The organism is Myroides albus, assembly GCF_024722315.1.
In the GTDB taxonomy this organism is placed as follows: domain Bacteria; phylum Bacteroidota; class Bacteroidia; order Flavobacteriales; family Flavobacteriaceae; genus Flavobacterium; species Flavobacterium album_A.
Genome location: NZ_CP102754.1, coordinates 2,597,504 through 2,622,500, shown reverse-complemented (window position 1 = coordinate 2,622,500; position 24,997 = coordinate 2,597,504). Strand labels below are relative to the sequence as shown.

General features: G+C 33.8%; 19 protein-coding genes. 4 read left to right on the top strand and 15 right to left on the bottom strand.

Translation table 11 applies throughout. The annotated features are described in order from the left end of the window. Positions 1–3 precede the first annotated feature (3 nt). Positions 4–573 (bottom strand): hypothetical protein, encoded by a 570-nt coding sequence (locus NWE55_RS11940; RefSeq protein WP_006266546.1) that lies wholly within the window; start codon positions 571–573, stop codon positions 4–6. Positions 574–781: 208 nt separating this feature from the next. Beyond that, on the bottom strand, positions 782–1,177 hold the full coding sequence (locus NWE55_RS11935; RefSeq protein WP_006266545.1) for a hypothetical protein: 396 nt from the start codon (positions 1,175–1,177) through the stop codon (positions 782–784). Positions 1,178–1,411: 234 nt separating this feature from the next. Here NWE55_RS11935 and NWE55_RS11930 point away from each other — a divergent pair, with 234 nt between their 5' ends. After that, the gene (locus NWE55_RS11930; protein ID WP_258204080.1) at positions 1,412–2,317 is read left to right on the top strand and encodes a hypothetical protein; all 906 of its coding nucleotides are present in this window, start codon (positions 1,412–1,414) and stop codon (positions 2,315–2,317) included. A gap of 7 nt (positions 2,318–2,324) precedes the next feature. Here the strand turns inward: NWE55_RS11930 and NWE55_RS11925 are convergent, their stop codons facing one another. Together NWE55_RS11925 and NWE55_RS11920 are read right to left on the bottom strand one after the other, a co-directional pair. Further along, positions 2,325–2,960, bottom strand: coding sequence for a response regulator transcription factor (locus tag NWE55_RS11925; RefSeq protein WP_006266543.1), 636 nt, complete (start codon positions 2,958–2,960; stop codon positions 2,325–2,327). Positions 2,961–2,963: 3 nt separating this feature from the next. Beyond that, positions 2,964–4,940 carry a tetratricopeptide repeat-containing sensor histidine kinase gene (locus NWE55_RS11920; protein WP_006266541.1) on the bottom strand — a complete coding sequence of 659 codons (1,977 nt, stop codon included), beginning with the start codon at positions 4,938–4,940 and terminating at the stop codon, positions 2,964–2,966. A 286-nt stretch (positions 4,941–5,226) separates the two neighbouring features. On the opposite strand from NWE55_RS11920, the gene NWE55_RS11915 reads away from it, so the two are divergent. Next, positions 5,227–7,242 carry a BCCT family transporter gene (locus tag NWE55_RS11915; protein ID WP_059051424.1) on the top strand — a complete coding sequence of 672 codons (2,016 nt, stop codon included), beginning with the start codon at positions 5,227–5,229 and terminating at the stop codon, positions 7,240–7,242. Positions 7,243–7,615: 373 nt separating this feature from the next. On the opposite strand, the gene NWE55_RS11910 is transcribed toward NWE55_RS11915, so the two are convergent. The 8 genes from NWE55_RS11910 to NWE55_RS11875 all read right to left on the bottom strand — a co-directional run bounded on the left by NWE55_RS11910 (position 7,616) and on the right by NWE55_RS11875 (position 19,005). Further along, the gene (locus NWE55_RS11910; protein ID WP_258204079.1) at positions 7,616–8,938 is read right to left on the bottom strand and encodes a DUF389 domain-containing protein; all 1,323 of its coding nucleotides are present in this window, start codon (positions 8,936–8,938) and stop codon (positions 7,616–7,618) included. Between the two features lie 8 nt (positions 8,939–8,946). Beyond that, entirely contained in the window at positions 8,947–10,269 is a 1,323-nt protein-coding gene (gene nhaA / locus NWE55_RS11905) for a Na+/H+ antiporter NhaA (RefSeq protein ID WP_160339804.1), read from the bottom strand. Positions 10,270–11,370: 1,101 nt separating this feature from the next. Then, positions 11,371–12,687 carry a DUF4374 domain-containing protein gene (locus tag NWE55_RS11900; RefSeq protein ID WP_155092706.1) on the bottom strand — a complete coding sequence of 439 codons (1,317 nt, stop codon included), beginning with the start codon at positions 12,685–12,687 and terminating at the stop codon, positions 11,371–11,373. 33 nt (positions 12,688–12,720) lie between these two features. Continuing rightward, positions 12,721–15,066: a TonB-dependent receptor gene (locus NWE55_RS11895; RefSeq protein WP_155092707.1), complete on the bottom strand. Its 2,346-nt coding sequence runs from the start codon at positions 15,064–15,066 to the stop codon at positions 12,721–12,723. A gap of 237 nt (positions 15,067–15,303) precedes the next feature. Next, positions 15,304–16,212 carry a 23S rRNA pseudouridine(2604) synthase RluF gene (gene rluF, locus NWE55_RS11890; protein ID WP_155092708.1) on the bottom strand — a complete coding sequence of 303 codons (909 nt, stop codon included), beginning with the start codon at positions 16,210–16,212 and terminating at the stop codon, positions 15,304–15,306. Positions 16,213–16,252: 40 nt separating this feature from the next. After that, positions 16,253–17,083: an alpha/beta hydrolase gene (locus NWE55_RS11885; RefSeq protein WP_155092709.1), complete on the bottom strand. Its 831-nt coding sequence runs from the start codon at positions 17,081–17,083 to the stop codon at positions 16,253–16,255. Between the two features lie 45 nt (positions 17,084–17,128). Continuing rightward, complete coding sequence (locus tag NWE55_RS11880; RefSeq protein WP_155092710.1) at positions 17,129–17,908, bottom strand: zinc ribbon domain-containing protein; 780 nt, start codon at positions 17,906–17,908, stop codon at positions 17,129–17,131. A 2-nt stretch (positions 17,909–17,910) separates the two neighbouring features. After that, a complete protein-coding gene (locus tag NWE55_RS11875; protein WP_155092711.1) occupies positions 17,911–19,005 on the bottom strand; it encodes a Nif3-like dinuclear metal center hexameric protein in 1,095 nt (364 codons plus the stop codon). A gap of 72 nt (positions 19,006–19,077) precedes the next feature. Here NWE55_RS11875 and lpxK point away from each other — a divergent pair, with 72 nt between their 5' ends. Together lpxK and NWE55_RS11865 are read left to right on the top strand one after the other, a co-directional pair. Continuing rightward, complete coding sequence (gene lpxK / locus NWE55_RS11870; protein ID WP_155092712.1) at positions 19,078–20,103, top strand: tetraacyldisaccharide 4'-kinase; 1,026 nt, start codon at positions 19,078–19,080, stop codon at positions 20,101–20,103. Next, positions 20,075–20,887, top strand: a complete 813-nt coding sequence (locus tag NWE55_RS11865; RefSeq protein WP_155092713.1) for a purine-nucleoside phosphorylase — start codon at positions 20,075–20,077, stop codon at positions 20,885–20,887. The genes lpxK and NWE55_RS11865 overlap by 29 nt, the downstream gene beginning before the upstream one ends. 92 nt (positions 20,888–20,979) lie before the next feature. Here NWE55_RS11865 and NWE55_RS11860 read toward each other — a convergent pair whose 3' ends face one another. From NWE55_RS11860 to NWE55_RS11850, 3 genes are all read right to left on the bottom strand, one after another. Continuing rightward, complete coding sequence (locus NWE55_RS11860; protein ID WP_258204053.1) at positions 20,980–22,596, bottom strand: IS1182 family transposase; 1,617 nt, start codon at positions 22,594–22,596, stop codon at positions 20,980–20,982. 81 nt (positions 22,597–22,677) lie between these two features. Further along, positions 22,678–22,842: a hypothetical protein gene (locus tag NWE55_RS11855; RefSeq protein WP_160339246.1), complete on the bottom strand. Its 165-nt coding sequence runs from the start codon at positions 22,840–22,842 to the stop codon at positions 22,678–22,680. A gap of 199 nt (positions 22,843–23,041) precedes the next feature. Continuing rightward, positions 23,042–24,817: a MutS-related protein gene (locus NWE55_RS11850; protein WP_258204078.1), complete on the bottom strand. Its 1,776-nt coding sequence runs from the start codon at positions 24,815–24,817 to the stop codon at positions 23,042–23,044. Positions 24,818–24,997: the final 180 nt, after the last annotated feature.

The window sequence follows — 24,997 nt, the reverse complement described above, 5'->3', positions numbered from 1 at the left end:
TTTCTATCTACCTTTTCTAATTTTTGCCCAAATATTTTCTTTTTGAACTGCTGTCATTTCTTTAACTAACTTACCGATAGCTGACTTCGATTCACCTTCCAACTTTAATTGTAAAGCTACCTCATAATCGGAAGAAGCGACAAACTCAGCTCCACAAGAACGGCAAAACTGACCTGGTCCTGTACTCAAACACCAATAACAATTGTGAACTGGTTCTGCTTGAAGTCCACAAGACAAACACAAATCACCAACTTTATAATCCTTCGGCTGCTTAGCTTGACAATGTGCACATTTTACAACATCTGCACTCTCTACGATTACTGCCTCTTGCTTTACCACGGTTTCAGCAACTGCCAAGCTTGCTGCTTGTGTACCTAAAGCCCACTGCATAATTACATGTGCTATTTCGATATCCATAGCTGTAACTTCTATCAAAGTTCGCGTATCACCAATCATAACGAAATCCTCTTTAGATTGAATTCCAGCATCTGCTAATGCCTCAATATCTTCTGTCGTCGCTCCTTTTTTACGCAATATACTTTCTAATAGCTTTGGAAAATTTTCTATACTCATACTTCTAAATTATAGTTGTAAACTAATTAAATACTTCTATAGATATAATTAGTCACTAGGTTATTACTGACTTAGTTCACGATGATTAAAAAATAAAAAGGGAGACTCATCTAATTATGATCCCCCTTTATTATCTATCTAGTTGATATTAACTAAATCAAAAATTAAAAGTCAGACTAAAAATTTTATAAAAAGAATCCTTATATCCTTATAACTTGCTTTCTAAATACTCTCTAATCACTAAATCAGTAAAGAAACCACTATGATGTCCTCCCCAGCAAGCTGTCATTGTTAAAGTTTTTCCAGAAAGGTCTAATTTTTTATTTTCTTCAGCTCCTTCATTTACAATACAGTTTACTTCAATTTTATCCATTGACTCTTGTACTGCTTCTTTCCCAAAATTATCTTTACACACTTCTTTCATTGCATCCATTAAGCGTTGTAAACATACACTTGGCACAAACTTAATATGCTCTAATTCGAAAGTATCCCAGTTGATTTGGATAGGTAGTTCTTTACCTACAATCGCATTCAATTCTTTTTGATACTCAGTTACGTACTGCTCTTCTATTGCTGTATAAGCTCTTTTTTCTTGTAATCCCATGATTTATATTATTACTATTATTAACATTTCAAAGGTCTTATCTTTGCTATTGGTTTCATAGACCTAAATTCGGTAATTGCGCTTATCACGGAATTCCGTGATATGAAAATTTCCAAAAGTATCTTACCTTGTATTCAAACTTTACAAAAAATGCTAAAAACACTTTTAATAATTGGGTTTTGTTTTCTATCACTAACACTAGCTGTAAATAATCTATCTCTCATTATGGGAGGTATGAGAAAGAAAAAAGCAAATCGTTTAATACAAGAATATCTTGAACATGAATTCAAGGGTCAATTAAAAGCAGTTGAAATTAGACGCTTTTTTAATGCCTCTAATATGAATCCCAATATGTTTTCGGTTATTATCTACGATCATCAATTAGCACAAGTAAGATGGGTTTTATTCTTTGACGCCAAGATTTTAAAAAATGAAAACAGAATTGAACAAGGTGTTTCCTATGCTAAACCAGTAAAAGAACAATACCAAGATGCCTTAGCTGACTACTATACCAAAGAAGATATAAAACTAAAAATGATTGATTTAGATTGTCGTATTGACATTAGTTATGATTCATTAACCATGACATATCTTTTTAACCCAAATCCCAATGAGCTGAAAACGAAAACTAAAAAACTCTTATACTTACTAAATCAACAAAAGGACGCACTAAAAATCAATAGTATTTTCACAATTACTATCCATCTTCCAACCTATAATGAGGATATTTTTATGATTGTTATACATAGCATAGAGGACTCATGGCAGGTCAAAGAATGCTTACTAAAACAAGAAACTAATTATTTCAAAACTTTACAAGAAAAATTGCTGCCGAAGCGTATGGATTATTTAGCGGGATTAGACCACCTCTACAGTTCCCATGATTTTTCTTTATTATATGTAGATACAGCTTGTTTCACTAAAGCTGTGTGGGTACATCTGTTAATCGATACAAAAGAAGTAGAACAAGAAAAAAACAGCTATCACAAGACTCCTGTAACAGTTGTTTTATTAGAAACGATTAATCTTACCAACAAAGTAGTCACTCATCGAGAAATCGTACCGATTACTGAACCAAATTCGTTTATTTCTATTTTAGAAGAGATTAAACCGCTATTAGCAATAAAGTATACCTTTTAATTATTCACTAATCAAATAGTCCTGATTCAATAGCAAACTTTACTGCTCCCGTAGTTGTCTTAGATCCTGTTTTCAATAAGATATTCTTACGATGTGTCTCCACCGTATTAACTGATATAAACAGTTTCTCAGAAATTTCTTTAGAAGTCATTTCTTCTGATAAAAGTGCTAGAACTTCTTTCTCCCGTTGAGTCAATTCAATATCTTGATACTTCTTTTTATCAAATACACTTTCCATATAGCGCTGTTTAATAACTTCTGAGAAATATTGCTTGTCATTGATTAATTCCCGTACAGCAACTTGTAACTCCTGCTTATTTGTAAATTTAGGTACAAAACCATCTGCTCCTTTTTGGATTACCTTATGAACAACGCGAGGATTATCAAGCATACTCAAAATTAGAACCTTGACATCTGATTGATTACTCTTTACCCTAGTTAATAACTCTACTCCATCCATCTTGGGCATATTCAAATCGGTAATGACTAATTGTATGTCAAATTGCTCTAATAAACGTAATACTTGTGTTCCTTCTGTTGCTAAATGCACTTGTTTTACTTCCTCCATATCAAGTAATATAGTGTTTAACCCCTCTAAGAACATCAAATGATCATCTGCTATGATTATATTTACTCTACTCACTACTTATTTATTTAAAGGTATATTAATTGTTATGGAAGTCCCATATTTAACATTACTATCTATTTCTATACTTCCTTTGAGTTTTTCTAAACGCTCTCTTATATTGCGCAGTCCTATCCCTTGTTTCTTAACATTGGCAAACCCAACGCCATTATCATGAATAAGAATATTGAGGTGGTCATCGTGTTTGGTCAATTGTACCTCAGCACTTGAAGCCTTAGCATGCTTAACGATATTATTGACCAACTCTTGAACGATGCGATATGCACCAGCCAATACATCATCTGTCAACTTATTAATTTCTGTCTCTGGAAAAAAATAAGCTTTAATTGTCAAATTATTTTTCTGACTTACAGTATCGACGTATTCTTTCAAAAAACTACTAAATCCAATTGAAGAGAAAGCCAGTGGATGCAATTGATGCGATAGCAAACGCAGATCCTTACACGCATTGTTAATTGCTTCTTGCAAACGCTTAGTTTGTTCTCCCGTATCTTGCTGAGAGAAATGATGTTCAAAAGCAATCTTAATTCCTGCTAAATCACTTCCTATTCCATCGTGTAACTCTCGTGCTAATCGAGCTCTTTCTTCCTCTTGTCCTTTCTGATAGCGCTCGATCATAGAAATTTTATGATCTTTAACCATCTCATTAATCTTGTGATTCGCATTTTTCTCAACCTCCACCTGTAGTTGTCTTTGCACTTTCAAACGTTGTAGATAAAAATACATCACAATAATAAAGAGAATTGACACCAAAATAAAACCAATGATAAAAGTATTACGAAGTTGTTTCTGACGAATGACAGCTTGCTCTACTTCTCTAAGCTCTACTTCTTTTAATTCTTGCTCCTTCTCCAGCAACTCTATTTTAGTTTCCTTTAATTCTGTTTCATATTGTTGTTGCAGATCTGCTAAATGCTTCTCTTTCTCAATACTATTAAATTTTGTATTATCTATTATACTTCGATATAAATAATTATATGCTTTTTCATATTGTTTTTGATCTGCATATAAGGAACCTAAATTCAAAAAAAAGTTAGTATTATAGGCTAATATAGAACGTTCTTCAGTAATACTCAATGCTCTCTCAAAATACTTAATTGCTTTCTTTGTATTCCCTACTTTACTCTCACACACTCCTAAATCATTCAATACGATAGCCATATCAGTGACATAATTTAACTCTTCAAGAAGCTTATAAGTATTCTCCAAGTGAGGTATAGCCTCTTTAAACTTATGCTGTTCTACTAATAGTTGAGCAAGGTTAATTTTAACATAGGCCTCCACTGTTTTATTTCCTTCCTCTTGACGAAACTTTAATACAGTCATATAATGCTCCCTAGCTTGATCAAACTTACGCTGCTCTTTCAAAATATTTGCGTAGTTAAACAATGTAGTCAATACCCCATCGGTATCCTCAATAGATTTATACAAATCATTCGCTCTTTTCAAGCTCTCTATAGCCTTATCATATTCATCCTTTTGTATATATAGTGTAGCAACATTCTGATACGCATTTGCCTCTTGAAGTACATCGTCTACAGCTCTAGCTTTTTCAATACATATCATAAAGCTCTCCATTGCCTTGGAGTATAGCGATAAATTCTTATAACTAAGTGCTAATAGATTATAAGCAGCAGGTAAACCTTGCTCCATTTTTAATTTCTCTAAGGATTCAATAGTCTTCAATGCATATTCTATAGACTTCTTATAATCTCCATTAATAGAATTCAAATTTCCTAAAGAATAATAAGCACGAGCTTTTTCCTTCTCTAAGTTATGCTTTTCACTTAAAGCTAACCAAGCAAATGCGGCCTTTCTAGCTTCAAGTGGTTTGGAATATACATTCTGGGAATACACTTTCGATAATGAGTCAATAGTAACTCTCACTGGTTGCTGTGCAATACCCTTTGTGAAAATAAAAAAGATTACTAATTGAAAAATTAAAGTTACTCTACTATCACGATTAGATAAATTCAAAACAATTTTGTATTAATTTCTTATTATTTGCCGCATTCTTTTTAACTAAAATAGCAAAATAAAGCAACAAAAAAACATATGCTTCTGAGGCTTTATAGAAGACAAAACTACAATTTTTAACCTTTAAAAAAATGAAAGTTTACTAGAAATAAAAACTCCAAAAACATCTTCTTTTTAATTCTAAACAACGAAAAACACAGAATAAAACCACAAAAAATACTAAACATTATGTATATTCGAAACAAAAACAATAAAACTATATTTTTAATACATAAAAACAAAAATTATGTCTAAATTTCCTAGAATACGTACAACCTTGAGTAAAGGTGTTATTCTACCAAGTTTAATTTTTATTATTGGAGTCAGTTTACTTGCTGCAATTTTTCCACAGATAACTAATGAGCTATTAAACGTAATCAAAACATTCATCTTTGTTAACCTCAATTGGATATATGTATGGTCTGTAACTATATTTATTATCTTCTTGATTTATTTAATGGCCAGTAAATACGGTAATATTCGCTTAGGAAGAAATAATAGTAAACCCGATTATTCCTTCTTTTCATGGATATCAATGTTATTCGCTGCTGGTATGGGGATTGGGCTAATGTACTTCAGTGTTGCTGAGCCGATCCAACACTATTCAAATGAAGTTTTCAGTAACAATACCGCACTACAACGCGCACAAGATGCACAGATGTACACCTTCTTTCACTGGGGAATACACGCATGGGCTATTTATGCTATTGTTGGTCTAGCACTATCTTATTTTGCTTATAGATATCGTTTACCGCTATCTCTAAGAAGTTGTTTTTATCCTCTTTTAAAAGATAAAATAAAAGGTAAATGGGGAAATATGATTGACGTATTTGCCTTGTGTAGTACCTTCTTTGGTATTACAACAACATTAGGTTTTGGTGTTGTACAGATTAACTCTGGACTTCAAACCTTAAATATTTTACCTGAAAACAGCTTTATCTATCAAGTACTTATTGTAGCTGTATTAGTATCTCTATCTATTATCTCTGCTGTTAGTGGATTAGACAAAGGTGTAAAACTACTAAGTAGTATCAATATCATTGCTGTAGTCGTATTGCTTGTTTTCGTACTCGCTTTAGGCCCTACCGTTTATTTAATTGGAAGCTTTACAGAAGGTATTGGTAATTATATATCAAACTTCTTTACCATGACTTTTAGTACACACTCCTTTAATGATAAAACACAACCCTGGTTTTATGACTGGACTATCCTATACTGGGCATGGTGGATCTCATGGTCTCCATATGTTGGATTATTTATTGCTAAAATCTCTAAAGGACGTACTATTCGTGAATATATTGCTGCAGTATTATTACTACCGACACTATTCAACTTTATTTGGATGTCTGTATTCGGGAATAGTGCCATTTGGTTTGATATGAATGTAGCTGATGGTGCATTGAGTACTATTGCTAACAACCCAGATGCGTTGATGTTTGAGTTTTTAGCGTACTTACCTCTAAGTTCAATTACTAGCTTCTTAACTATATCAATTATCATCATATTTTTTGTTACTTCTGCAGACTCAGGAATGTTTGTAATGAACAGTATATCAACCAAGAATGCTATAATATCCCCTAAATGGCAAACTATTGGATGGGGAGTATTACTAGCTGTATTAGCTTTGTTATTGTTAAATGCAGGTGGATTAGGTGCATTACAAAGCATGACCTTAATTACAGCTCTTCCATTCTCTATTATAATGCTATTATTTATCGTAAGCTTGATCAAAGCACTAGTTATCGATAAAAAATATTATGAAACTGACTTTTCTACTACAACGGTTACATGGTCAGGAGATTCATGGAAAGAGCGATTAAAACAAATTGTATCCTTTGACGATAAAGAATCTGTACACAAATTTATTGATACGACAGTCAAAGAAGCCTTTAAAGAGCTAGAAACCGAATTTGCTAAAAATAATATTGATGCTGTTATCAATACTTATGAAGGTCCTTATCGACTAGAAATTGAGATTAAACACGACTTGGTAAATAACTTTATTTACGGTGTCAAAACAGAGTCTAAAATGGTTTCTGATTACTTATTATCAGAAGAAAACTTACCTGATATTAACGATAATAAAACCTTTTATCCAAAAGCTTATTTTGGTGATTATAGACAAGGTTATGATGTTCACATCTTTACTAAAAATGAGCTAATTTCTGACGTATTAAAACACTATGAACGATTCCTTGAAATTATATCTGAAGAGAAAAATGAAATGTTTATCAGTAGTGATTCCAATCATCGTTTAAGATAATATATTACTAGTCAACTTATTCTAGTATCAAAAAAGAACCATATTAGCTTAAAGTTAATATGGTTCTTTTTATATATTACAAATCAATGAACTGAGTATTTGGATGAAAGCGTTTGCAAGAAAACCAATACTCATCAGACAGCCGGATGAGAACTAAATTCTGCTTTTTGTCTCCCGAGAGATACTTTCCATTCAAATCCCAACGTTGAAAACCATTAGCTGCTGTAATACATCTAGCTGATAAATCTAACGCTAAATCCTGCTTGTGATCCCTTCTAAAAACAATTACATTGTTTTGGTGAGCCACTAAAAAAAAAGCCCCCTACTCAAAAAAATAAGTAAGGAGCTCTTTGCGATGTTTTTAATTACTAAGCTACTCTTTAGTATATACAGCCGGCTGGTATGTATTCACTACTAAAACAGTATCTACTTGTAATCGAGCTTTTAACCAATTCGTGATACGTATCTTCTCCGAATTTATAGGTACAACACTATCTTTATACATTAACACCCAATCAACTTGACTAGTTGTATCGGTTAGATTTCGCTCTACTTTACCTAAAGATACTTGTTCGAGTGATGGGAACAATACTCCGATCTCTTTCACCAAACCAGGCTCGCTCACTTTGTACTTAGCTAACTCGCGCTTTAAATCATTAATAATAACGTCTTTCTCGGATAGGTTACTATTTTGTTTATTGATTTCCTTCATGATTTCAGACTTGATATCTTGCTCATCTTGCTTGAAGGTCAAAGCTACATTATCTATCCCTTTTTCCTGTAGAAGTCGGTTATACATCTCTATATTCTCTTTAGACAATTTCTTATCCAAAAAGGCTAACTCTACCTTACGTGGCGAGGTATTATAATTAATTTTTTTATAGATAACTGTTACCCCTCTAGCAGTAAACTCTGTATTGATAAACTCCTCAACAGTCTTGGTAAATTTCTTCTCATTGAATAAATTATAGGCCAAGTAAAAACTTGGTATAATCAACACTAAAATCAATAAACTAATACCGTATCGCATACGTTTCTCCTTTTTTGTATCTAGTGCAGTCGCTGTAGGATATTTCAAGTATTTAATTACTAAGAACGTCGCTATACAAATAAAGAAACAGTTAATCATATACAGATAAAATGCTCCTAAAAAATAACTAAAATTAAAAGTTGCTAAACCATATCCTGCAGTACATAAAGGAGGCATTAAGGCTGTAGCAATCGCTACTCCTGGAATAGGATTTCCTTTCTCTACTCGAGTAATTGAAATCACTCCCACTAATCCACCAAAAAAAGCAATCAACACATCATAAATCGTCGGTGCAGTACGAGCAAGTAATTCTGATTGTACATCTTTAAATGGGCTTAAATAAAAATAAACTGAAGATACAACCAAACTTACAATTGTAGCTATAACCAAGCTTTTAATAGAAATCTTCAGTAATAAAAAGTTATAGGTACCAAGTGCAAAACCAGCTCCTACAATTGGTCCCATCAATGGTGAGATCAACATAGCTCCAATTACCACCGCTGTAGAATTTACATTTAACCCTATCGACGCAATGATAATTGCACATGCCAAAATCCAAAGATTTGATCCTTTAAAAGCAATATTTGCTACTATATTTTCAAGGACTTTTTCGCCCTTCTCCTCACCTTTGTGAAGATTGATGTAATCAAAAAACTTACTAGTCATTTAAAACATTATTTCGTTGACTTACTCAATACCATATAGCCTAGCACACCACCAATGATGGATGCTACAAAAATACCTATCTTCGCTTGAGTCATGTACTCCTCATTAGTAAATGCTAACGAAGTTACAAACAAAGACATTGTGAATCCAATAGAAGCTAGCAAACCTAATCCTAATAGATTTTTCACATTCATTCCTTCAGGGAAAGGAGCTACTTTTAATTTCACTAAAAGCACTGTAAATCCAACTACTCCAACTACTTTCCCTACTAATAAGCCAAGAGCTACACCAAGAGCTACATTAGTACTAAACAAGTGATCCATATCAATATCTAAAGATACCCCAGCATTAGCTAAAGCGAATATAGGGATAATTAGATAGGTTACCATCGGATGCATCATATGTTCTAAACGTTGTAATGGAGGAGTAGCAGCACTACTTGTATGCTCAATCTCTTCTAAGATATGCAATTGTTCGTTTGTTAATGTCGGAATTTTATCATTGGGATCAATGCCTCTAAACCTATCTAACAAACCTTGCATCTTATCGCCATATACTTTCTCGCTAATTCTCACATTTGCAGGAATTGTAAAAGCAGCTAATACTGCTGCAATTGTCGCATGTACTCCTGAAAGCAAAAATGCTGTCCAAACTCCACCAATACCCAAGATTGCATAAAATATAATATTTCTAACTCCCATTTTATTTCCCAAATACATCACTAATAAAATAGCAGCACCAATGATTAAATGTAACATAGAAATCTCAGAGGTATAAAAGAATGCAATCACAAGTACCGCTCCTAAGTCATCTACAATTGCCAATGCAGTTAAGAAAACCTTTAATGTCAAGGGTATACGACTACCCAATAGATACAAGACTCCTAAGGCAAAAGCAATATCTGTTGCCATCGGAATTCCCCATCCATTAGACATCTCTCCACTTGGGTTTAGAAAAAAATAAATACCCGCAGGAACAATCATTCCTCCTAATGCAGCTCCAATAGGAAGCATTGCTTTACGTGGGTTTGATAGTTCTCCAGCTACAATCTCTCTTTTTAACTCTAGCCCTACAACAAAGAAAAAGATAGCCATTAACCCATCATTAATCCAGTGGTGAATACTATATTCAAAGAAGCTATTGCCTGCCCATTGAAAACCAAATTTATACTCTAATATGTGATGGTACTGTTCTTTAAATGATGTATTTGCTAATATTAACGCTATAATCACACTTATACCTAGAACGATCCCTCCAGATTTTTCTTGTTGCATAAATCGCTGTATCGGTGATACCATCCTCTCAATAGGTGTTTTGTCCAATTGCCTCATAAAAATAACTCTTCTTTTTTAATGTTATACATAGTTTACAAACTCAAAAATAGAAAATTAATTTTGTTAGCTACTATACGACAGTTATTTCTATGAATTCTTATCCTTATTTAACTTTTATAAGATTTTTACTACTTAGATTCAACTAATAAATGCAACAGCATTTATTAGTTGAATCTAAGATAGAATTAAAAATAGTTCAATCTTTTACTCCATAAAAATAGTTAACTAAAGCCAAATAGACACCCCGACAACCAAAAAACACCTTAACAAGTTTAGTATTCCATAACAAAATACATCAAATTAAATTAGTTAACTAATAATATAAAACAAATACAACAAAACACTGAAAAACAAAATAAAAATAAACAAAAGCTAAAACTAATATTTCTACTAAAATATTCGCTTCCATCAATCAAAAAAACAGATGATTATTTAACTTTTTAGTACTTTTTTAATACATTTAAAATCATTATATTTGATTTTAACCTAATTTGCTAAGGTGAGCTATTAGGTGAGTTGGTTTTTTACAAAAAAGACAATAGATTGATTTAAAGATATTTACGAGGAGTGGTTCGAATCCTGCCACCCCGACTACAAAAAAGAAAGCTCTAACATTTGTTAGAGCTTTTTTTGTATTATATCAAATCAAATACAAAATAATGCATTTTCAATAGTATTTACCTTTCATTTGGTTGAAATACAAAATCATTAATAGAGCTTACTTATTCAAACAAACTAATACTACCAGGTCAATAGCAGTGAAACACAAATACGATTTTTTTCATTAAAACTACAGCTTCTTCTTATTTTACCTATCACTTGAAAACGAAATTCATTTATTATACTATTTTACAATGAGTTACGCCAGCAAAACTCACATGGGAATTATCTATATGTATATATGAACTCATAGATGACAGCCAGATACTTCATACAGGTAAAACAAGAGCAACCGATTACATCTCAAGAAAAAAACTTTGTAAAACAAAACTAAGGACAGCTTAGCTCAACAGTAATTAAAAAGCAAAGAGGTCATATAAAAAATATATGACCTCTCTGACTATAAAACATCTAACTAACTAAAAACTATAATTCCAATTACTTATTGCTAATTTTCCCTATAGTACCAATACTTCCATCTCCAAGATCTTTAATTTCAAGACCTTTTGTAACTGTTGCCGTGTTTGGATCTAACACATACACATTAGACTTAGACTCTGCAGTAACAGGGATAAAAACTTCCTCGTTTTCAACAAAAGGAGTACCTGCTACAGCAATATTCTCTGCTTCTGGCAGACCTTCTACCCATTTAAAATCACCTGTAATTACATTGAAAACAGCCAATTTATTAGCAGGAGCTCTATTACTCGCATTTGATGGCTCTACAAACATATTCAACAAGAAGTTTTCACCACCTATAGCAAAAGCCTTATACACTTTCGTTCCAGAAATTGCCTCTAAATCATAGTAATACCCTGGATCAAAATCACCTTTTTTAGAATCAAATTTTATCACGGCACTTGGCTTAGACGAAAAAGGAACTCCTTTTGAATCAGTAGCATTTGGTGAGAATAAATACACATTTCCATCACCTGCTTTTCCTATAGTTGAAATACGACTTGAACGGTAACGCGCAACAGCAAAACTCATCTTATCACTCTTAACTACCTTTTCTAATACTACTTTATCATTTTCGTTCTCAGCATTCTCATTGAATTTAAAAATAGCTAACCATGCACTATCTCTATGATCAGAAGTAGTACTTTCACTGTTTAACTTCATTGGTTCAATGGCCATAACAAAGCGATTATTACCAATAGTTTCTAATCCTGCAAAGTTTGCATACTCGCCTTTTTCAGCAATCTCTTGTACATTGACATAAGATGTGAAAGCTACCTCTCCAGTAGCACCATCGATAAAGTTAAACGCTTGTGCCTTATTACTATTAGGATCTTCTCCATCAAGTGTCACACCTCCTGTTGTAGCAATCATATATTTACCCATACTTGCGATAAACTCTTCACGCGTTGGTAAATCTAATTTTGTATTCATAGTTAACTGTCCTTTATCGTTTAACAGCCAACTTTGCGAACCTGAAGGATCACCTTTTCTATACTCAAATACATAAGCTCGATTACCTCCGTGGGTATAAACAGTAGTTCCCAAAGCATTCACACCATTTCCGTTCACAGAAATACTTCCTTTTTTCAAATCTTGCACTGTTAATAGCAAACTTGTACTTGAAGCAGAAGCACCTATAACATAACGCTCTACTAATTCTTTATTAGGATCTCCTTCTCCACCACCTTCAGATGGTTCTTGAGTAGTTGAATTATCATCGCTTGAGCACGAAACAAATGTAAATACTGAAAATACAAGAGCAAGCAAAGCTCCTGAGAATAATCTTTTTTTCATTTTTAAAAGTGTTTATTATATTTAGTAATTATTTTAATATGAGTATCTTATCTTAAACATAAAATGGCGACCTGGCTTTTGAAAGCTGTAGTTGTCATAAGCCAATTTGTCAAACAAGTTGTTTGCCTCTACACTTAAGTGAATGCTGTTATTCATCAAACTGTATGAAGCATTTAAATCGTGAATAACTTGAGAAGGAATCCAGATAGGATTCATACCTATGCCTTTAAAATCATAACTATAATGATCGATATAACGCAAATTATATCCGATATTTAGATTGTTATTTTTCTTCCCAAGGTCTTTAAAAATTATCCCGGCATCAACTGAACCAAAGAAGTAAGGCTCATTTGGAATTCGCTCGTTGTAATACGGGTTCTTTACATTAAACCCACCAATTGTATACTTTTGTTTACTGCGAATATTCTGTGTAGTTAAGCTACCTCCCACTTGAATAAAATCGGCATAGATATAACGCGCTTCTAAATTTAGCCCTATACTCTCCACACCACCAATATTCACACTATTGGCTCTTGAACCAGAACCATAAGGATTCTTTCGAATGTAATCCTCCGTTTTTCTATACACAAATCCAACGTCTCCAAAGACAGAATGCACTTTATCGATAACTGATGAATAACTAAGATTCAAGTTAACATTCTTTCCTTGTTCTGGTTTTAAACTTGTATTTCCCCAAACTAAATCACCATCACCGAAAAGCTCAGAGTCAGTTGGCAATCTAAAGGTTCTCTCAAAAGAAGACTTCACCTGAAAATCATTCCACAAGTAAGTTGCAGCTATCCCGTAACCACTTTGATCTACACTGGTTGACTCACTTTGGTAAGTATGTTTGATGTGATAGTGTTTTCCAAAAATAGAAACATTCAAATTATCTAATATGTTATAACGGTAAGACAAGGCTGAAATATTCTTCATACTACGGCGTGTCAATTCGCTATTTTTCTCAGCCTCCGTTTCTTTTACAGCAAGAGGATCTTCTGTTTTTCTATTAAAGTAATACAAGACGCTATTAGCACTGAAAGCGTGTTTATCATTCAACTTATAAGACACATTCAACGAAGTCGAACCATTGTGATCGTAGAACTTAACCATTGAAGCTCCGCCACCAGATTCACCTTTCTTAAAAGTTTTGATTCGATCTCCAGCCCAGTTGTACTTGTAAGCACTTGTATCGATATTCTGATTGTATCCCGCATTGTAATTTGAAGTTAAACTAACATCTAATCCCTCAACAAACAGATTCTTCTTACTGTATTCCAAAGAAGGCATCACTGTAACAGAACGGCGTTTTTTCTGACCAAAAACTTTTTCCATAATTGTCCCAGTCTGCACGCCTTTTTTACCTTCACCATAAGTAAATCCTAAAAGTAATCGATCGGCATAAGGTTTGTCGACAACACCTACTTTAGCCACTACAGTAGCATTTTGAAAGCGATCATTAAATCGCTTTACCCATTGTTTCTCTTTTGAGTAAACTCCTGTTTTCAAATTGACCACAGGAACTAATACTTTATAGTTATTATCAGAATAGTTCTGAAACGCATTTACTTGAAAAGTCAATCCATTGTCAAAAACTTTACTTACGTTAACGTGACTTTTGTAGGTATTAAAAGACCCTGTCGTAAAAGAAGCATCAATCTTAGTTTCCTTTGACTTGTTAGTAATGATATTTACCGCACCACCCAAGGCATCCGAACCAAACTCTACGGGCACTACCCCTTTATATACTTCAATACGATCGACCATCGTGATAGGAATATTATTGATCTTAAAATCACTTCCAAACCCCTCCATAGGTACACCATCAATAAAAAATCGGATGTGACGTCCACTAAACCCATTCATTGAAAACGTATAATCAGAACCTTCCGCACCGTCTCGTCTAACTTTTACACCTGATACTCTATCCAAAGCACCTGACACATCTAAAGATGAATTGTAAAGCGGTTTGGCATCAATTGCAATTACGTTATAAGCAGATTCGCGAACTTTATCGATTGGTTTCTTGACATTTAAAACAACATTATCCAGATAAGAAGTATTCTCAGACAATGTAAAATCTTGTGTATAGGTTATAGCATCTGTAGCCTTTATCTTTACTTCCTGCGTTTGATAACTAACGTGTTGTACTACCAATGTATACTCCCCTGGAGTTCCCATTTTGAGTTTGTACTGTCCTTTGTCATTTGTCAAATCGTGATGTCTTTGACTCCCCTTTAAACTAACAGTAGCGTAGTCAACTACATTTCCCTTAGTGTCTTTAACTGTTCCTGTAATTACAATTGGCCTATCCTGAGAAAGGACATTTTGAGAAATTCCAATTATAAACAAAAACATTAGTAGTAAAGCTTTTTTCATTTGTTTAATGCTCTTTTATGTTTAACTTATTTAGATTAATTAAATTTAAAAGCAAATATAGAGAGTTTATAAACAAATAGCCTAATTATAAAGAATGATTTTAAATAAGACCAAATGAAAGACAAAAAAAGACATAATAATTTATTAAAAAAATAGATATATTTTTAACATATCAGCAGAAACTAATTTCGCATTATGTCAATCTATTTTTTAAAACAAAAAAAGAGAGAATTAAAATTAATTCTCTCTTCTCTTACTTAAACGCTCATTTTTGAGCTTAATACCTTTATTTTTACTATTATTCTTCTCGCGATCAAAGTTCTTTCTGGGTCTATTTTCTTGTGAAGATTCTCTTGAAGTGGTATTTTGCATTCTCTTTCGAATACTTTGTTGACTTTCTTGTTGCTCAACAAGGCTTGCCTCCTCCGTTTTTATAGAAGGTTCTATAAGACGATTGAGTTCATCTAACTCACTTTTGGTGATTTCTCTGTACTTCCCGACAGGTACATCTAAAGAAATATTAATGATTCGAATTCTCTTTAAAGCGACCACATCATAATCGAAATACTCACACATACGTCGAATCTGACGATTTAACCCCTGTGTTAGAAAAATACGGAAAACAAACTTACTCACAGGTTCCACTCTACACGGTTTAGTCACTGTGTCTAAAATAGGTACTCCTGCCCCCATTCGCTGTAAAAAACGATCCGTAATAGGTCTATTAACAGTAACTAAGTACTCCTTCTCATGGTTGTTCTTTTGACGCAATATCTTATTGACAATATCCCCATCATTAGTCATGATAATCAAGCCTTCACTGTCTTTGTCAAGTCTTCCTACAGGGAAAATCCTTTTAGGATAGTTAATATAGTCCACGATATTGCCTCTTACTTTTTGATTAGTAGTACATTCAATGCCAATGGGTTTATTAAATGCTAAGTAAATAGGGGTTTCGTTATTGTTTTGTATCAGACGTCCATTCACGCGTATTTCATCTTGTTCACTCACCTTTAGTCCCATTTCTGGCACTTCTCCATTAACAGTGATACGCCCTTCTTCTATAAGGCGATCTGCCTCACGTCGAGAACAAAAACCAACTTCTGACAAATATTTATTTAATCTTGTCTTACCAGAATTTTCCATATGGTATTATAAATAATTATAATTTTTAAAAATAAAAAAACTATTGAATAAAATCCTCAATAGCCTGATACACTTTAGCATCTTGCAAAGAATGTCCATAACCTTCAGTTAAAACCAAATGGCTATTTGCAACCTTGATTCTCTCGTGAAACAAATGACATTCCTCTAAGACCACCACATCATCAAGGCGATCGTGTATCAATAGGACAGGAAGATTGAACTTCTCAATATAATACTCAGCAGCGTAATCATCTAATGGCACGTCGATTAAAGTTTGAGCATAATCGTATATTCCATTTCTCAACTTACTGTTATAACTCATCATATCGCCGTAATTCACCAAAACATCTTTAAAGCGATTTGGACATCCTAACAAAACTACCTTTTCCAAAAAAGAATAGTAATGTCCCGCTAAGCTACTCAATAAAGCAAAAGATCCCAATGAATGTGACACTACTCTACTTGGTTCAAAGTGTAAGAGCATTTGTCTAATCAAATTAGAATAAGCTGGTACATTAAAGACCTTGCCACTACTCAACCCCATACCAAAAGCGTCAAAAGCAACAAATCGATAATTTTCTCGCCCTAAAAAAGCAACAAGCTGTTCCCATCTATTGCTATTGCTTTCCCAACCGTGTATAAGTAATACAAGAGGCTTAGAAACCAAATGAGCATTCCACTTATAACAATGTATCTGCTGTCCGTCGATAGAAATCGCATATTGCTCTGCTTGACTTAGGAAATCAGACAACTCTCTTGCTTTTAGTCTTCCCTTTCTCGGTGTAGAGAACAACTTAAAAGCTATAGATACAGCCTTAGGCAAACTAAAGTAGGACAAAAGATTCAGACAAGCACCAATACACTTTTTCATTATCAAGATAAAAAAAGCCTCTTTAAAAGAGGCTTTTCATTTTAATTATATTTTTGCGATGATTGCATCGATTTTCTCTCTTTCTTCTTCAGCTAAAGCGCTATCAACTAAAATACGTCCACTGTGCTCATCTGTAATAATCTTCTTACGAGCAGCAATTTCTACTTGAGTTTGTGGAGGAATAGTGAAATATGATCCAGCAGAAGCTCCACGTTCAATAGACACCACAGCTAATCCGTTCTTTACACCATTTCTAATACGAGAATACGCAGTTAAAAGACGCTCTTCAATACTTGCTTTAAACTCCTCAGATTTCTCTAACAATAGTTTCTCTTCTCGCTCAGTCTCAGACATGATGCTCTTTAACTCAGCCTCTTTGTGAGATAAGTGTTCTTTTCTCGAAGCAAGTTTTGTCTCAGTATCATTGATATTGTTTTTCTTGCTTTCGATACTTGCCTTCATCTCTTTGATATGCTTTTCTGCAAGTTCGATTTCAAGATTTTGAAACTCAATCTCTTTTTCAAGTGAATTGAATTCACGGTTGTTCTTTACTTGGTTTTGTTGTTCAGTATACTTTTTGATAGCATCTTTAAACTCTTCGATAGCACCTTTTTTATCTTTGATACCAGTTTCGATATTGCTTAAGTCTAAATGTAACTTTTCCAAGCGTTTGTTCAGTCCAGCAACCTCGTCTTGTAAATCTTCTACTTCAAGAGGTAACTCTCCTCTCATACTTCTAATTTCGTCAATTCTTGAGTCAATCAATTGCAAGTCGTATAAAGCTCTTAATTTCTCTTCAACGGTTAATTCTTTCTTGTTTGTCATCTTTATAAGTAGTTAACTGGATTCGTATTTACATTTGATAAAATAACTGCAAAAGTAGTCATTTTTTTCTTAAGATACTCAACAATATAATTTTTAATATATCTTTCACTTTCGAAATGTCCTATATCGGCCAAAACTATCTGGTTTTCAGCTTGATAAAATTCATGATATTTCAAATCTGCCGTGATATAAGCATCCGCTTTTTGAGCTAAGGCACTTTGAATCGCAAATGCTCCAGATCCTCCTAATACCGCAACTCGCTTAATCGGTTTTCCGAGAAAAGCACTGTGGCGAATACCTCCTGTTTGCGTTTTATCTTTAACCATTTGAAGAAACGCTACTTCATCCATAGCTACATCTAACTCCCCTATCATCCCCATTCCGACATTTTGCAACTTGTTCTCTAACTGATATACCTCATAGGCAACTTCTTCATAAGGATGACTGGCAAACAAACTTTTCAAAATACTTGCCTGTAGATGCTTTTCAAAAGTAACTTCAAGCTTGACTTCCTCTACTCTTTCTTCTACATTCTGCTGACCAATTACGGGATTACTCTTTTCATTTCCCTTAAAAGTACCTTGTCCTTTAGACATAAAACTACAGTTGTCATAGTTGCCTATTGCTCCTGCACCTGCTTTAAATAACGATTCACGCACAGATTCAACATCTTTAACTGGTACATAAGTAACTAATTTCTGAATATAGTTAGCCTTGGGAATTAAGATCTTAGGGTTTGAGATTCCCAAAGTATCACAGAAAATCTTATTGACACCTTCCTGGTGATTGTCTAAAGCAGTGTGAATAGCAAATATGGCAATATCGTTTTTAATGGCCTTAATCACAGCGCGCTCAACATAGTTCTTTCCTGTAATCTTCTTTAAACCAGAAAACAGTATGGGGTGAAAGCAAACAATTAGATTGCAGTGTTTCTCAATAGCTTCGTCAACAACTTCCTCTAAAGCGTCATGACAAACCAAAACACCACTAATTTCCTGTTCATAACTTCCGACAAGTAAACCTACATTGTCAAAATCTTCAGCATAGGATAACGGTGCTAACTCCTCCATTAATGGAATAAATTCTCTTATCTTCATTTTATCAATTTACTATGTAGGGACTAAAGTAATATATTTTCTCAAAAGATAAAAAAATGGTAATTTCGTACTATGCAAACATTACGATTTTTACTCTTTCCCTTTGCCATTTTATATGGGATAATTACAAGTATTCGCAACTGCTTATACACCATTGGCTTATTCAAAAGAACCTCTTTTGACATCCCTACTATAGCTGTCGGAAACCTCAGTGTGGGAGGTACAGGTAAAACTCCTATGGTAGAGTACATTATTCGCCTACTCAAAGATCAATACCAAATTACAACATTAAGCAGAGGATATAAAAGAAAAAGCGAAGGCTTTATCCTCGCGAATGACCACACGACTATGGAAGAAATAGGCGATGAGCCATTTCAATATCACAGCAAATTTGACAATATCAATGTTGCTGTCGATGCAAAAAGAGTGAATGGCATACACAGTATCCTTAAAAACAAACCCGATACGCAAGCTGTCATCCTCGATGATGCCTTTCAACATTTGGCCGCAAAAGCAGGGTTTTATATCCTACTGACGACCTATGACGAACCTTACTACTCAGACTATATGTTGCCGACAGGTAATTTAAGAGAATCAAGATCAGGTGCCAAAAGAGCAAATATTGTCATCGTCACAAAATGCCCAAAGAATTTAACTTTAGAAAATCAAAGAAATATTACTGAAAAATTAAATCTTAAAACAGGACAATTGTCTTTTTTTACGTATATTGAATTCAGTAAACTTGCATATACAAAATCACGTTCTGTAAGTCTTGAGTTATTGAAAAATGAGGACTATATTTTAGTGGCAGGAATCGCTAAACCACAAAGTTTTTTTGATCACCTAAAGAACGAAGAAACAGAATGCTTAACATTTCCCGATCACCATCATTTTTCCCCTTCAGACGTAGAGCTAATTTTGCAGAAAGCAGGAAACAAAAACATTATAACAACAGAAAAGGATTATGTTAGATTACAAAACTTAATCCCTTCTGAAAGATTGTATTATTTACCAATTCAAACGTCCTTCATTAACAATCATGAAGTGTTTGACAAAATTATTTTAGACTATGTGGGAACAAGTACAAGAAACAGTTAAGTATCTAAGTGAGAAAACAAACTTCAAACCTGAAATTGGTATTGTTTTAGGTTCAGGGTTAGGGAATTTAACAGCTGATATTAAAATTGAGCATGAAATTCCTTATTCAGAAATTCCAAACTTTCCAGTATCTACTGTGAAAGGACACAAAGGGGCTTTAATCTTCGGTACCATTGGAGGTAAAAAAGTTGTTGCTATGCAAGGGCGCTTCCATTACTACGAAGGATACGAAATGGCTAAAACAGTATTTCCTATCAGAGTGATGAAATATATGGGAGTTGAAACTCTTATTGTATCAAACGCTTCAGGAGGTGTGAACCCGTCATTTAAAGTTGGTGACATTATGATCATTACAGATCACATCAATGCTTTCCCTGACCATCCATTAAGAGGACACAACGACGAGCGCTTTGGACCTCGCTTTGTGAACATGAACGATGCCTATACAGGTACTTTAATTAAGAAAGCACAAGAAATAGCTAAAGCTAAGAACTTCGACATTAAACAAGGAGTTTACTACGGACTACAAGGCCCAACATTTGAAACGTTAGCTGAGTACAAAATGGTGCGAATTGTAGGAGCTGACTGTGTTGGTATGTCTACTGTACCAGAAGTTATCGTTGCACGTCACATGGATATGAAAGTATTCGGTATTTCTGTTATCTCAGATATGGGTAACGAAGAAGGAATTGTTGAAGCACATCACGAAGACGTACTTAAAGCTGTTGCAGCAGCAGAACCTATTGCACGTCAATTAATCAACGAGCTAATAAAAACTATGTAATTTTAGTTTTTTTATATAATGTAATTTTCAAGGAGGGTGTCCCAAAAGGTCACCCTCTTTTGTATTATATAAAACGTTACTTTTCTCTTAGATTAAAAGTTCTTGCAATTAAAACGAGTTTTAGACTTATAATTTGTCATTTTTCGTTTATCAGTCTCTTTTTTAGGATGAAAATTGTTGTTTAAAGTCGATTTTTCTCTATTCTTAGTAAGTTTTCTTAAATTATGTGCAAGAGCCATCAGTCCAAATTCAATTTCGACCATTTCTAATCCTCTTAGAGTAAACCTAGTAAATTTGTTGTTGCTTTTTAGTTGTCCAAAAACAGCTTCTACTTCTACAGGTCTTTTACTTCTATGATATTTACCGCGTTCAGAGTTGAGTAATTCTCTAATATGTTGTTTTATTTGAACCAATCTATGATTCATAGAGACTGTTCTGTTTTCTGCTGCTTTATTACATAGCTCTTTTAACGAGCATTTCAAGCAGTTAGAAGCTTGATACAGATGTATTTTTGACGCAAAACCAGTGGTGGTGTATTTAGTACTACTTCCAATATTAGGTAGCTTTTCTCCATTTGGACATAAGATGTAATCAAACAATTTATTGTAGTAAAGATTGTGTTGTAGAAAAGGGTTGTTCTTCCAAGCTCTTTTCTGTTCCATATGAAAATAATTAAATTTCACATAGGGCGTTATTTCTCTTTCAAGTAAATACAGATAATTCTCTTCGCTACCATACCCAGCATCTGCTACAACTTCTTTACTTTGTTGTGCATAGGTTTGTTCAAAAGTCTCTAGATGATTGATTAAGGTAGTGGTGTCAGTTGATTTTTGTGCAATAGTATAATGTGTAATAAATTGATTTTCAGTACTTATTTGAGTATTGTAGGCAGGTTTAAGTTGCCCGTTTTTCATGTGATCTTCTTTCATTCGCATAAAAGTAGCATCTGGATCTGTTTTACTATAACTATTTCGAGTACCTAAAGTTTCTAGTTGTTGTTCGTATTTTTGCAAGCGAGGTAAATGCTCGTCTTCTAACTGTTTGAGCTGTTTAGCTGTAGGTTTGGGTAGGTCTGCCCTATGTTTATTTAACTGAGTCACTTTTTCTTTAAGCTCTAAACTATCAATATTTTTGGAACAGTGTTCTTTTGCGAGTTCACTTTGATCCTGTTTGATTTGACCCTCTATTTCTGTGAGAACATCTTGAATTTTTGTTTCTAATTTAGCCTTGTTTTTCTCCACTGAACCACGCCATACAAAGGTGTATCGGTTAGAGCTAGATTCAATTTTTGTTCCATCAATATATTGAACTTGTAAACTAACATATTGTAATTCTTGTAACAGACGAACCACATCTGCAAAAAGCTGATGGATTTGACCTTTCAATCGCTTAGCGCGAAAATAATTAATCGTGCGATGATCAGGCAAGCTATTACCAGATAACCACATAAAATAAATGTTCTCCGTCAAAGCCCGTTCAATCTTACGCGATGAATAAATATTATTGAAATAGGCGTAGAATAAGACTTTTATCATCATACGGGGATGATAACTGGTGGTCCCTCCTCCTTTGTATTGACTTAAAATAGAACTAATATCTAACTCATCAACAACAGCATTGATAAGACGAACAGGATGGTCTAGAGGAATTTTAGAAAAAATATCTTCAGGAAATAGACTCGGCGATTTTAAACTTTCAGATTTGAACATTATATTTGTCTTTCTTATTGTTTGGTTGCACCTTGAAGATAATTATTTTTGAGGACAAACAATGAAAAAACCCCGCCTTTTTTAGACGGGGTTTTGTTTTTTAGGCTTTTTAGACAGCCTCCTTTTTTTTGGTACCTGTTTAGCTTCTTCATGTTGTATATCTTCCAAATACGATAAAGGATCTAAGCAGGTTCTTTTTGCAATATCCTTACTGATGATGCCATTGTGATAATCATTTGATCCCATAGTGGTCGCATTAAAAATAGGCAAAACAATGCGACCACTATGCCATCACTATGCGACCACTACCTGCCAAAGCTGTCTCGTCCTAATATAGTTGTACAGCAAACGCAGGCTAAATGCACTTTTAGCCCTTTGCTAATTTTCCATAATCCCACAAAAAAAGTCACTTCGGTGACTTTTTTGTATTTTCTATTGATAATAGTTAATCGATAATATTCATTTTTTTCATGATGAAAGTTGCATTCTTATTTTGACACACGCCATCTCTTATTTTATAGTCGAAATGCAAGTCATCTTGTTTAATCTCAACTTCAAAGCACTTGTTGATTAAGACTTCAGGATACTCAGCAGTAGTATTACACACTTCTAAATCATGGGTAGCAATAACACCATAAGTTTGCTCTCGAATCAACTTGTGAATTACGCCTATGGTTCCACTTTGTTTATCATCAGAATTTGTTCCTCTTAAAATCTCGTCTAACAAAACAAAACAAGGCTCTTTTTGAACTTGTTCTATAATCATTTTTAAGCGTTTCACCTCAGCGTAGAAATAAGATTCACTATCTTCTAAAGAATCAGTTAGGCGCATGGATACAAATAATGGCAACGGAAACACTGATGCATTTGACGCACAAATAGGGGCACCAATAGCAGCCAAGACAAGGTTAACTCCTACTGTTCGCAAGAAAGTACTCTTACCTGACATATTCGAACCAGTGAGAATGACGAATCGCTGATTGCTAAAGTCAATATCATTACACACCCTTTTGCTTTCATTGATGAGAGGATGTCCTAAATCTTTAAAAGACATCTCTCCATTCTCGCTAATCGTAGGGAAAGTATAAGATCGATTATTATATGAGTAATTTGCCAAAGAATTTAAAGCTTCTACTTGACCAATCACCTCAATTGCCGTAGGTACCAAATGAGCTTTCTCTTTCTTCCACTTTGAAAAGCGATTAAAGATATGCACATGGTATTGAATAAAGCCATTGAATACAATTAATACAAAAATATTCCCCACTGTCTCAAGCTGTTCGAATAAACGCGACAAAACTTTTAACTCTTTACTGGCTTGAAAAGAGTCCGCATTCAATTTGCTGATATAACCTTTCATCTTCTCTGTAGAAAAGGTTTCTCTTTCAATGCGCTTGATTATAGAGCTATAGCTATTAATCGTTTCGTGTACCTTATCCGCACCACCAAGTTCAGCTTGTATATACCTCGCTTTAGACAACGTACAAATAAGATTCAGTGAAAATAATAAAGATACAGCATACCCAAATACATAACTATCGATAAGGTAATATCCAATAATCGACAGCAACAATAAACAGGGCACAACATAACTCAAATACACGCTTACTTTGCTCAAACCAACCACATTGGATTGACTCCACTTTTGCAGTCGCTTATACGCTGTCTCATCTAAATTAGAGATTTGACTATAGGCATTAATTTCCTGTCTCCATTCTACCTTCTGAGAAAGTTCTTTGATCGCTTCTTGATTCATTACTATTTCATCCGAACTTAACCTTGATTTCAACAAATCTGCTAATTTCTGCTTGCCTATAAAAGAGGCCGTTCTATTCAAAAACTGAAACAGGGATTTGCTTCCAAAAATATCTAAATCAAAAGCATAAGGATGATCAGTAGTTTTAAACTCATCACCTGAGTCAAAAGGTCTCTCATCATTCTCTACAAAAGCCATCTCCTTTTTATTGATATCTAAAAGTGCTTGGATATATCGCATTCTCCACGAATAATTAGCATGTAGTTTTAACAAGCTTAAGAAAAGGACAATAACCGCTAATGTAACATAGAGGTAATTAGCATTTGCATTGGAGAGAGCTAAATAAAAGCAATAGATAATAGCGAAAAAAACAACTAAACGAGCTATACCAACCAGTTTATATTTTTTACGAATTGCACTATATTGTATTTGGAATAAGTGATATCTCTTAGTATAGATTTCCATGAGTATAATTGTTTTTTAGAGTTCTTTAAAAAAAGAAGTACCAACAAATATACACCATTAAAAATATCTTACCCGTTTAATTGCCCTATATTATTGAAAACTCAATGTAAAAAATGACGTATATTTCAGTCTAAAATTCCTTTTATACAAAGAGAGTTTTACGGACCGATATTCGAAATC